Below are 10,316 nucleotides of genomic sequence, written 5' to 3' on the forward strand. Positions count from 1 at the left end.
ATCCCTGTCACAGGATGAACTACAATGGCAGAATGCATCGAGTGTGGGGCGGACGTGTCCCTGCACGACAACCTCGAAGTCGGAGAGATCGTTGACTGTGCCACCTGCGGTGCCGAACTGGAAGTCGTTGGCGCCGACCCTGTCGAGCTCGACAGCGCACCCGAGCTCGAAGAGGACTGGGGTGAGTGAGGTGTTCGCGGTGGCGCGGCGCTCGGCGCCGTACGTGACCGTGGCGCTCGACGCTGCGAGCCGCGAACCCACGGAGGACTCAGTATGAAAGTCGGACTCCTCTACTCGCGCATCCGCCGGGACGAGAAGCTGCTCCTGTCGGAACTGCGCGAGCGCGACCACGAGATCGAGAAAATAGACGTTCGCAAACAGCAGTTCAATATCCACGAGGCCCCCGAGGCCTTCGAGGATCTGGACATCGTCGTCGACCGCTGTCTGGCGACCAGTCGTAGCGTGTACGCGACGAAGTTCGCGGAGGCCTACGGCGTGCCGGTCGTCAACGGTCCCGAGGTCGCCGACACCTGTGCGGACAAGGTCAACAACAGCCTCGCGTTAGAGGCCGCGGGCGTGCCGACGCCCAACACCGACGTGGCGTTCACGAAGGACGCCGCGCTGGAATCCATCGAGAAGTTCGGCTACCCCTGCGTCCTCAAACCCGTTGTCGGCTCGTGGGGTCGCCTGATGGCGAAGATCGACTCCCGCTCGGCCGCCGAGGCTATCCTCGAACACAAGGAGACACTTGGCCACTACGAGCACAAGATCTTCTACGTACAGGAGTTCGTGGAAAAGCCCGGCCGCGACATGCGCGTGCTGGCTGTCGACGGCGAGCCCATCGCGGCGATGGTCCGCTCCTCGGACCACTGGCTCACCAACGCTGCCAAGGGCGCTGAGACCAACGAGTTCGAACTCGACGACCGCGCACTGGAACTAGTCGAGAAGGCTTCCGACGCGGTCGGGGGCGGGCTGCTCGGTATCGACCTGATGGAGGTGGGGGTGTCCCAAAGCGACACCCAAGACGCGAGCGGCGAGAGCGAGGCGCAACGCGCCTCGAATGCGAACGGCGACAGCCGTGAGCAAGGCGAGCCGCGAGCGCGTGAGTTCGAGGACTACACGGTCCACGAGGTCAACCACACTGTCGAATTCAAGGCCTTGAACGAGGTCACCGACGTGGACGTACCCGCGAAGGTTGTCGACTGGCTCGAACAGAAGGCGGCGACCGAGACCGACGCCGAGGTGACAGCATGACGTACACGGCAAGCGTCGTCGGCGGCTCCGGCTTCACCGGCGGGGAACTGCTTCGCCTGCTTGACGGCCATCCCGAGTTCGAACTGGCACAGGCGACCAGCCGCTCGAAGGAGAACAAGACTATCGGGCACTCGCACCCGAACCTTCGGCACTCGGACCTACGCTTTAGTTCGCCGGAAGACCTGGAGTCGGTCGACGTGCTGTTCGCTGCGACGCCCCACGGCGTCTCGATGGAGCAGATAGACGCGTTTCAGGAGGCCGCCGGCACAGTCGTCGACCTCTCGGCGGACTTCCGCCTCGAGAGCGAGGCCCAGTACGACGAGTGGTACGACGGGCACACACGCCCGAAACTCCTCGAACAGAGCGAGTACGCGCTGCCGGAACTCAACCGCGACAACCTCGAAGGCGCGGACCTCATCGCCTCCGGCGGCTGTAACGCCACGGCGACAATCCTGGGCCTACTCCCGCTGTTCGAGGCCGACATCCTCTCCGGTGACGAGCAGATCGTCGTCGACGTGAAGGTCGGATCAAGCGAGGGCGGAGCCGGCGGCGGCGAGGCCTCCAGCCACCCCGAGCGCTCGGGCGTCGTCCGTCCGTACGCGCCGACGGGACACCGCCACGAGGCCGAGATCCAGCAGTTCCTCGGCATCGACGTGTCCTTTACCGTGCATGCGGTGGACATGATCCGCGGCGCGAGCGCGACCTGTCACGTCTTCCCCGAGGGGCCTGTTTCGAAAGGCGACCTCTGGGGAGCCTACCGCGGCGAGTACGAGGACGAACCCTTCGTCGAACTCGTCGCCGGCGGCGGTGGCGTCTACCGCTACCCCGAACCCAAGTCAGTTGCAGGGACGAACCGCGCCGAGGTCGGCTTCGAACTCGACCCCGGCAACAAGCGACTGGTCGTGTTCTCGGCCATCGACAACATGATGAAAGGGTCGGCGGGGCAGGCCGTCCACGCGGCCAACGTCGCCCTCGGCATCGAAGAGACGGCGGGGCTGGAGTTCCAGGGGCTCCACCCCGTCGGCGCACCGTAACCCCTGACCTGAGTTCTTATGACAGTCGTTATCAAAGTCGGTGGCGCTCGCGCGGTCGACCCTGCGGGGGCGCTTGCGGACGTGGCATCGTTAGTGGCCGATGGTGAGCAGGTCGTCGTGGTACACGGCGGCTCCACCAAAGTCGACGAGACGCTCGAACGGCTCGGCGTCGAGCCTGAATACGTCGAGACACCGTCGGGCGTCGTCGGCCGGTTCACCGACGAGACCACGATGGAGGTGTTCGAGATGGCCTTCGGGCATCTGAACACCCAGCTCGTCGCCGGCCTCCAGAGCGAGGGCGTCGATGCGGTCGGGCTCACCGGCGTCGACGGCAAACTGCTCTACGGACCGCGGAAGTCCGCAGTGCGGGTCGTCGAGGACGGGAAGAAGAAGATTCGCCGCGGCGACCACTCGGGCACGATCAAGCAGGTCAACGGTGACCTGCTGGAGACCTTGCTCGGCGATGGGTACACGCCGGTGGCTGGGCCACCCATGGCGGGAGACGATGACGGTGAGGTAATTCCAGTGAATACCGACGCCGATCGCTCGGCGGCGGCCATCGCCGGCGAACTCGATGCGCAGTTGGTGCTCCTCACTGATGTCGAGGGCGTTTACGCGGACCCCGATGACCCGTCGACGCTCATCGAATCGGTCGAGACGGCAAGCGACTGGGACGCTCTTGAAGACGCTGCAGAGGGATTCATGGGCCGGAAAATCATGGCCGCCGAGGAGGCGCTCGACGGCGGCGCATCGGAGGTCGTGGTGGCAGACGCCAACGCCGAGTCACCGATTCTCTCGGCGCTTGACGGCGGCGGAACCCACGTTCACGCGAGCGCACTCGAACAGGACACAGACCAGACAGCGACGGAGGAACAATGAGCGGATTCGTTTTCAACGAGAAACCTATCCAGATCGAACGTGGCGACGGTGCCTACGTCTACGACGACAGCGGCACAGAGTATCTAGACATGGGCGCATCCTACGCCTGTGTCCCGCTGGGCCACAAGCACCCGGCGGTCCACAGCGCCGTCAGCGAACAGCTAGAGAAGATAACGTACGTCCAGGCGTCCTATCCGAACGCCGAGCGGACGGCGCTGTACGACCTGCTCGCAGACACCGCACCGGACCCCATCGACAAGACCTGGCTCTGTAACTCCGGGACCGAGGCCAACGAGGCCGCGCTGAAGTTCGCCCGGTCGGCGACGGGGAACTCCAAAATCGTCGCGACGATGCAGGGCTTCCACGGCCGGACGATGGGCGCGCTGGCGACCACGTGGAAAAACAAGTACAAGAAACCCTACGAGCCGCTCATCGGCGATGTTGAGTTCGTCCCCTACGACGACAGCGAGGCGCTTGAGGAGGCCGTCGACGAGGACACCGCCGCGTTCATCGTCGAACCTGTTCAGGGCGAAGGCGGTATCAATCCTACCTCGGACGGCTACCTCGAAGACGCACGGGAGATTACCGAAGACGCCGGGGCAGCACTCATCTTCGATGAGGTCCAGACCGGGATGGGACGGACCGGTGCGCTGTGGAACTCCCAGCGCGCCGCCGTCGCGCCGGACATGATAACCGCGGCGAAGGGGCTCGGCAACGGCCTCCCCGTCGGCGCGACGCTGTGCCGGGACTGGATCGCCGAGGACTACGGCTCCCATGCCTCGACGTTCTCCGGCGGGCCGGTCATCTCGGCGGCTGCCGGCGCAACAGTCTCGACCATCATCGAGGACTCGGTGCCCGGCAACGCCGCCGTTATCGGCGATTACCTCCTGACTGAACTGGAGGCAGCTATCGGTGACGACGTGCGGGACATCCGCGGTGAGGGGCTGATGATCGGCGTTGAGGTCGGCCGCGGCGCGAACGCGGCGCTGAAAAAGCTCGCATTGAACCATCAGGTGCTCGCGCTGCCGGCCGGCCGCACGGTTATCCGCCTGCTCCCGCCTCTGACCATTGATAAGGACCACGCTGACGCCGTCGTTGACGCGATGGCGGAGGTGGTGGAATGAGCGAAGCCGCGAGCCGCGAGGCTGACACCGAGGCACGTGACCTGCTCGAAGCTGTCGTCCGCATCCCGTCTGTCTCGCGGAACGAGACGGAGGCGGCCGAACGGTTAGTCGAGTTCTTCGAGGCCCACGGCCGCGAGGCGTGGCTCGATGAAGTTGGCAACGTCCGCGCGCCCGCAGATGACGGCGTCTTGCTCACCTCTCACATCGACACCGTCCCGGGCGACATCCCGGTTCGCGTCGAGGAGGACGATGAGAGTGACGTGCTTTGGGGCCGCGGCAGCGTCGACGCGAAAGGGCCGCTGTGTGCGATGGCCGTCGCCGCCGTCCGCACCGGGGCTTCGTTCGTCGGCGTCGTCGGCGAGGAGGTCGATTCGAAAGGTGCTCGATTCCTCGTTGAGGACCGCGAGTTGGAACCCGGTGCCGTGATCAACGGCGAACCCTCCGGCTGGGAGGGCATCACGCTTGGCTATCGCGGCCTGCTGGCCGGGACCTACGTCGCCACCAGCGAGTCCGGCCACTCCTCCCGCCCGGAGAACAACGCCATTCAGGACGCTATCGACTGGTGGTCGTCGGTTGACGACGAGTTCGCCACCGATGAGTGGCACCCCGTCTTCGAGCGCGTCACCTGCAAGCCAGTTGAGTTCAACGGCGGGACATCGAGCGACGGGCTGAGCGTCGAAGCGACGATGGATGTCCAGCTGCGCGTCCCGCCGGAGTACAGCACCGGCGAAATCCGCGAAATCGCCGACGGGTTTCTGGAGAACGGCACGGTCAACTGGGACGACAAGGTCGAACCGGTGATGCAGAGCCCCCGAACTAGCGCCGCCCGGGCGTTCCGGGCCGCCATCCGGCAGCAGGGTGGCGAGCCCACGCTGCTTCGCAAGACTGGCACCAGCGACATGAACGTCTACGCGAAGACGTGGGACTGTCCGATGGTGACATACGGGCCTGGCGACTCGGACCTCGACCACGCACCGAACGAGCACCTCCCGCTCGACGAATACGACCGCTCCGTCGCGGTGCTCGAAACCGCGACCGAACGCCTGCTGGAGGACTGAGATGGATATACTCGACGTCGACGACCTCACGACCGACGAACTGGTGACCGTCCTCGACCGCGCCGCGGCCATCAAGGCCGACCACGGCGAGGGGAGCACGAGTGACCTGCTCGACCAGCAGACACTCGGGATGATATTTGAGAAGCCGTCGACGCGGACCCGGGTTTCCTTCGAGACGGGGATGACGCAACTGGGCGGCCACGCCGTCTTTCTCGGCCCCGACGACATCCATCTGGGCCACGGCGAACCGGTGAAAGACACCGCCCGTGCGCTCGGGCGCTACGTCGATTTCATCATGGCCCGCGTGTTCGACCATGCGGACGCCGAGGAACTGGCCGAATACGCCGACGTTCCGGTCATCAACGGGCTGACCGACGACGCCCACCCTTGCCAGACGCTCGCCGACCTGCTGACCATCCGTGCGCAGTTCGGCGACTTTGAGGACGTTTCCGTGGCGTGGGTCGGCGATGGTAACAACGTCTGCCAGTCGTTCGTCATCGGCGCAGCGATGGTCGGCCTCGACCTCACCGTCGCCACGCCGGAGGGCTACGGCATCTCTGATGATGTGGCCGACCGCGCCGCCGGCTTCGGTAACGCGCCTGAGACGACCCACGACCCAGAGGCCGCCGTGGCTGGCGCGGACGTGGTGTACTCCGATGTGTGGGTCAGCATGGGCCAGGAGGATAAACGCGACCAGAAACTCGCGGACTTCGAGGGGTTCCAGATCACGCCGGACCTGCTTGGGGACCGGCCGTTCATGCACTGCCTGCCCGCCCACCGCGGCGAGGAGGTCACCGACGCTGCCATCGAATCGGAGAACGCTGTCGTCTGGAATCAGGCGGAGAATCGCCTGCACGCCCAGAAGGGACTGCTCGTGTGGCTGTCCGAGCAGGCGTAGTAATCGGCCGGCCCGAAGATTTAGAGTGGTTAGCCGGGCGGAAGCGGTCTGTGGCGATGCCACTGTACCGTGCGCCGACGGCCCGCGGTTTCACGCGAATCGCGGAGCGATTCGCGCCTTTTTCGCCCACGTTTTTGCGCGGGGGTTGAGCGCTCGCCAGCGGCGAGCGCGATGCTCCCGTGGAAAAAGGTGGTAGGCTAGAAGTGGCTAAATTTGTCCCGGCGGAACACGTCGATGCTGTTGATGGTGGTCGGTGGCTCCTGTCGCATGGCGAAGGCGATAGCGTCGGCTACCTCTTCGGGCTCGGTCACCTCGCCCGGCTCGAACCGCTCGTTGAACGCCGTTCCGTCCTCGGAGTTGAACTCCGACCGGACCTCTGAAGGATTGACAACCGTGACGCCGATGTCGTCGTCACCGACCTGGCCGGCGAGGCTATGTGCGAAGCCACGGAGCCACCACTTCGTCGCGGCGTAGATGGGGTTGAACGGCCGGGGATACTGCCCGGCGAAGCTACCGACGAACACCAGCGACCCGGCCCCGTCCCGGAGATAGGTGAGCGACTCGCGGGCGGTGTAGAACGCGCCGTCGACGTTGACGTCCATCATCGTCCGGTACTGCTCGTCTGACAGCGTCTCAACGTCCGACCCGCGGCCGACCCCGGCGTTGACGACAACGCCGTCAAGTGAGCCGAACGCTTCGACGGTCGATTCGATAGCGGCCGTGACCTGTGCCCGGTCGCTGACGTCGGCTGGCACGACGTGGGTACCGACGGTGTGGTTGTCGGTGATTTCGTCGGCCAGTTCAGTGAGGCGGTCTTCCCGGCGGGCAACTAACGCCACGTCAGCCCCGTCGCGGGCCAGCTTCCGGGCGGTCGCCGCGCCGATACCCGAACTCGCTCCGGTGACGAGTACAGTTGTCTCTGCAAGTGGTCCCGAATCCATGGTCGGACTCACGGGCGTCTCGTGGTTAGCGTTTGGGCCCACCGGAGGCCGTGGCAGGTGACCGCTGCAAATCAGAGAAACACCGACGAAGCCCGCTTGACGAAGTCGACGGGGTCCGACCTGAACTGTTCGACGTATCTGAGCGGGTCGGATTTGACGGCTTCAATAGACATCTGGCCGTTTCTGGTGACGCGGTTCAGATACCCCTGCTGGAGCATCCGGTTTTGCTCCTTGCTATAGACGGGTTTGTTCGTCTGCATAGCGATCGTCCGCGCCTGAGAGTGTGAGCTTTCGACGAACAGTTTGGCGTCCGAGGACTGGTACACGGTGGCCTTGTACTCGCCGTGGTTGCCTGCGGCGACCCGAGTGGCTTTGTCCGGGTACTGCATCATCACCAGTTCGTCGTACTCGATCCCGTGTTCCTCAAGCCAGGCGGCAGTCTCGCTGCGGTACTTCTCCAGCCGACAGGTGACGATCTTCCCGATTTCCACCGAGGGAACACAGATCGGATCGACAGTCGAAATAAACTCCCGGTATTTCGGCCCGTCGTCGTTCTCTTTGGGTGTCGGGTCGCGACAGAGGATGCCATCCAGGTCGACACAGGAGTCCTCGAGGAAGTCGTGGTGCATCATGTTCCACTCGAATACTCTCGGGAACGCCAGGGTCTGGGCGTACGTATCGACGAACTGCTCGGAGCCCTCGTCCACGTACACAGCGCCGTAGTACACGTCCGCGGACAGATCAAACCCGCCAATCGTCGACTGCGCCTCGGTCATTTCGCTTCCGGTGTAGACGGTGTCGTCGACCACCAGTATCTTCGAGAACTCCGAGAGGTCGAACTCACCATCATACCGCTCCCCCGTCTGCAGGAGTCTGCCCTCCCGCAACCCGTCGATATCTGTCATCGGGAGATTGAGATGCAGTGAGAGTAAGTTTGACACTAACATGCCACTTCTGGGTATTCCGACGATCAGATCCAAGCCGTCTGGTAGATCGACGATCCACTCCTGCGTATCAGCACTGAGATGGTCGAAACTCCTGTAATTCATTGGTTTCTGGGATCAGGAAGTATTAGCATCCTCATCGTAGCTCGAACACCACGACGGGACATGCGCTTACTTCTTTTTAACTGACACCCGTCGATGAGTGTTAATACTTCTTATCTGTAACTATATAGTATAGTCTTTTGAGGGTGATTGTAAATTGAGACAACAACAATTCCGTCTCGGGGAACTCTCCACCTGAAACGGCACCCTTTTTGCTAGCATTGACAATGTTCCTCACAGCACCAGTTGCTGCTGGTGTCCGGCTAGTTTGTAGTCCACCCTGAAACAGTAAACTATTTGATATTTCCGAAATCGGGCAGCACCGACACCAGAGCGGTGAGGTTGAGGTAACGACCCAGTTTATCCGGGTCGGAAGTATACAGGTGGGTATGTCTGTCAACTCATCTCCGGACCAGTTCCACGAGCTGATGGTCGACGACGAACCGAATCTCTCGGATGTGATGGCCTGTGTGTTCGGCGTTCAGGAACACGAGGTACGGACGTATCAGACATTGCTCGAAACACCTGCAAGCACTGTCGAGGAACTCGCTGACGAACTTGGTCGGGATCGCTCGAACGTCAACCGGTCGCTATCGACGCTTCGCGAGAAGGGGCTTGCGACGCGGAAACGGCGGTTGCTCGACGGCGGCGGCCACGTGTACCAGTACACCGCGACACCGCTGTCGGAGGCCCGCGAACTGATGCACGAGACCCTCGACGAGTGGACTGTCGCGGTCCATCACCGTATCGACGAGTTCGACGCCAGGCCCAGCGAGTGATAGCTGCCGCGCCGTGAACGCTGGCAGTATAGCCGACAACCGTCCGACTTTTGCCCACTGGGAGCATGGTCCCGACAATGGCTGACCTGCAACTCACCGACGACGTGCCGCCGGTTGCCGATGACGGCGTCTGGCTGGCCTGCATCGAGTGTGGTGAGACGTTCGCTCCCTTCGACGAGATTCGCTACACCTGCGACCATTGCGACGGCCTGCTCGAGGTCCGCTACGATGACCTGCCGACCTTCGACGAGTTCGAAGGCTCGGGGGTCTGGCGGTACAACGCTGCCCTGCCCTTCGAAGAGGGTGTCACGCTCCCCGAGGGTGACACGCCGCTGCACGAGATGCCCCGCCTGAAAGACGACATCGGCGTCGACGCGCTCCGCGTGAAACACGAGGGGATGAACCCCACTGGCTCGTTCAAGGACCGCGGCATGACCGTCGGTGTCCGGGTCGCCCAAGAGGTCGGCGTCGACCGACTGGCCTGTGCCTCGACGGGCAACACGTCTGCGGCACTGGCGGCTTACGGCGCTCGCGGCGGGATGGAAACGCTCGTGCTCCTGCCTGCCGGGAAGGTCGCAGCCGGTAAAATCGCTCAGGCAAGTCTCCACCGCGCGCGCATTCTCGAAGTCGACGGCAACTTCGATCAGTGTCTCGACATCGTGCAGGACCTCGCCGCCCGCGGCGAGGCCTACCTCCTGAACTCGCTGAACCCCTTCCGTCTGGAGGGCCAGAAGACCATCGGGCTGGAAATCATGGAGGAGTTCTACGCCGACAACGGCGAGTACCCGGACCGAATCGTCCTGCCGGTCGGCAACGCCGGCAACACCGCGGCGCTGTACAAGTGCTTCCGCGAACTCGTCAAGGCCGGCGCAATCACCGAGGAGCAGGTGCCCAAACTCACCGGCGTGCAGGCAGAGGGTGCCGCTCCAATGGTCGAGGCTATCGAGAATGGATACGAGGACACCCGCCGCTGGGATGACGTCGAGACCCGCGCGACCGCCATCCGCATCGGCAATCCGGTCAACGCGCCGAAGGCGCTGCCGGGCATCCGGGAGACCGGCGGCACCGCCGTCGCTGTCTCCGACGAGGAAATCACCGAAGCGCAGCGTGACATCGCCGGGGAAGGCGTCGGCGTCGAACCGGCGTCCGCCGCCTCCGTCGCTGGCCTCCGGAAACTCCGGCGCGAAGGCGAGGTCGATAGCGATGAGTCGGTCGTCTGCCTGACCACGGGCCACCTGCTCAAAGACCCCGAAGCGGCCGCAGAGGCCGGGAACGAGCCGGAGCCGGTCGCTAACAGCACCGA

11 protein-coding genes are annotated in these 10,316 nt (G+C 63.9%); 9 read left to right on the forward strand and 2 right to left on the reverse strand.

From position 1 onward, the window contains the following. Positions 1–24: 24 nt before the first annotated feature. The 7 genes from lysW (at position 25) to argF (ending at position 6,247) form a co-directional block, all read left to right on the forward strand. Positions 25–189 (forward strand): lysine biosynthesis protein LysW, encoded by a 165-nt coding sequence (lysW, locus tag G9463_RS22350; RefSeq protein ID WP_004959888.1) that lies wholly within the window; start codon positions 25–27, stop codon positions 187–189. Between the two features lie 84 nt (positions 190–273). After that, on the forward strand, positions 274–1,254 hold the full coding sequence (locus G9463_RS22355; protein WP_004959885.1) for a RimK family alpha-L-glutamate ligase: 981 nt from the start codon (positions 274–276) through the stop codon (positions 1,252–1,254). Further along, on the forward strand, positions 1,251–2,288 hold the full coding sequence (gene argC, locus G9463_RS22360; protein ID WP_007189553.1) for an N-acetyl-gamma-glutamyl-phosphate reductase: 1,038 nt from the start codon (positions 1,251–1,253) through the stop codon (positions 2,286–2,288). Before G9463_RS22355 ends, argC begins: the two co-directional genes overlap by 4 nt. Before the next feature lie 18 nt (positions 2,289–2,306). Next, entirely contained in the window at positions 2,307–3,167 is an 861-nt protein-coding gene (locus G9463_RS22365; RefSeq protein WP_004959879.1) for an acetylglutamate/acetylaminoadipate kinase, read from the forward strand. Beyond that, positions 3,164–4,291, forward strand: coding sequence for an aspartate aminotransferase family protein (locus tag G9463_RS22370; protein ID WP_165897870.1), 1,128 nt, complete (start codon positions 3,164–3,166; stop codon positions 4,289–4,291). The genes G9463_RS22365 and G9463_RS22370 overlap by 4 nt, the downstream gene beginning before the upstream one ends. Then, positions 4,288–5,349, forward strand: coding sequence for a [LysW]-lysine hydrolase (locus tag G9463_RS22375; protein ID WP_165897871.1), 1,062 nt, complete (start codon positions 4,288–4,290; stop codon positions 5,347–5,349). Before G9463_RS22370 ends, G9463_RS22375 begins: the two co-directional genes overlap by 4 nt. A gap of 1 nt (position 5,350) precedes the next feature. Next, positions 5,351–6,247: an ornithine carbamoyltransferase gene (gene argF, locus G9463_RS22380; protein ID WP_011224366.1), complete on the forward strand. Its 897-nt coding sequence runs from the start codon at positions 5,351–5,353 to the stop codon at positions 6,245–6,247. 197 nt (positions 6,248–6,444) lie between these two features. Here the strand turns inward: argF and G9463_RS22385 are convergent, their stop codons facing one another. Then, positions 6,445–7,188, reverse strand: coding sequence for an SDR family oxidoreductase (locus G9463_RS22385; protein WP_165897872.1), 744 nt, complete (start codon positions 7,186–7,188; stop codon positions 6,445–6,447). A 71-nt stretch (positions 7,189–7,259) separates the two neighbouring features. After that, complete coding sequence (locus G9463_RS22390; protein WP_004959867.1) at positions 7,260–8,237, reverse strand: orotate phosphoribosyltransferase; 978 nt, start codon at positions 8,235–8,237, stop codon at positions 7,260–7,262. 386 nt (positions 8,238–8,623) lie between these two features. On the opposite strand from G9463_RS22390, the gene G9463_RS22395 reads away from it, so the two are divergent. Further along, on the forward strand, positions 8,624–9,013 hold the full coding sequence (locus G9463_RS22395) for a helix-turn-helix domain-containing protein (RefSeq protein WP_011224364.1): 390 nt from the start codon (positions 8,624–8,626) through the stop codon (positions 9,011–9,013). Positions 9,014–9,078: 65 nt separating this feature from the next. Continuing rightward, a partial coding sequence (thrC, locus tag G9463_RS22400; protein ID WP_165897873.1) for a threonine synthase occupies positions 9,079–10,316 on the forward strand: 1,238 nt, incomplete at its 3' end.

It is taken from the genome of Haloarcula sp. JP-Z28 (assembly GCF_011440255.1).
Lineage (GTDB): Archaea > Halobacteriota > Halobacteria > Halobacteriales > Haloarculaceae > Haloarcula > Haloarcula marismortui.

Excerpts from the sequence above, each read along its gene's own strand:
- G9463_RS22375 (WP_165897871.1), top strand. The coding sequence starts at position 4,288 with ATGAGCGAAGCCGCGAGCCGCGAGGCTGACACCGAGGCACGTGACCTG.
- G9463_RS22365 (WP_004959879.1), top strand. The coding sequence starts at position 2,307 with ATGACAGTCGTTATCAAAGTCGGTGGCGCTCGCGCGGTCGACCCTGCG.
- G9463_RS22355 (WP_004959885.1), top strand. The coding sequence starts at position 274 with ATGAAAGTCGGACTCCTCTACTCGCGCATCCGCCGGGACGAGAAGCTG.
- argF (WP_011224366.1), top strand. The coding sequence starts at position 5,351 with ATGGATATACTCGACGTCGACGACCTCACGACCGACGAACTGGTGACC.
- G9463_RS22390 (WP_004959867.1), bottom strand. The coding sequence starts at position 8,237 with ATGAATTACAGGAGTTTCGACCATCTCAGTGCTGATACGCAGGAGTGG.
- G9463_RS22395 (WP_011224364.1), top strand. The coding sequence starts at position 8,624 with ATGTCTGTCAACTCATCTCCGGACCAGTTCCACGAGCTGATGGTCGAC.
- G9463_RS22385 (WP_165897872.1), bottom strand. The coding sequence starts at position 7,188 with ATGGATTCGGGACCACTTGCAGAGACAACTGTACTCGTCACCGGAGCG.
- lysW (WP_004959888.1), top strand. The coding sequence starts at position 25 with ATGGCAGAATGCATCGAGTGTGGGGCGGACGTGTCCCTGCACGACAAC.
- argC (WP_007189553.1), top strand. The coding sequence starts at position 1,251 with ATGACGTACACGGCAAGCGTCGTCGGCGGCTCCGGCTTCACCGGCGGG.
- G9463_RS22370 (WP_165897870.1), top strand. The coding sequence starts at position 3,164 with ATGAGCGGATTCGTTTTCAACGAGAAACCTATCCAGATCGAACGTGGC.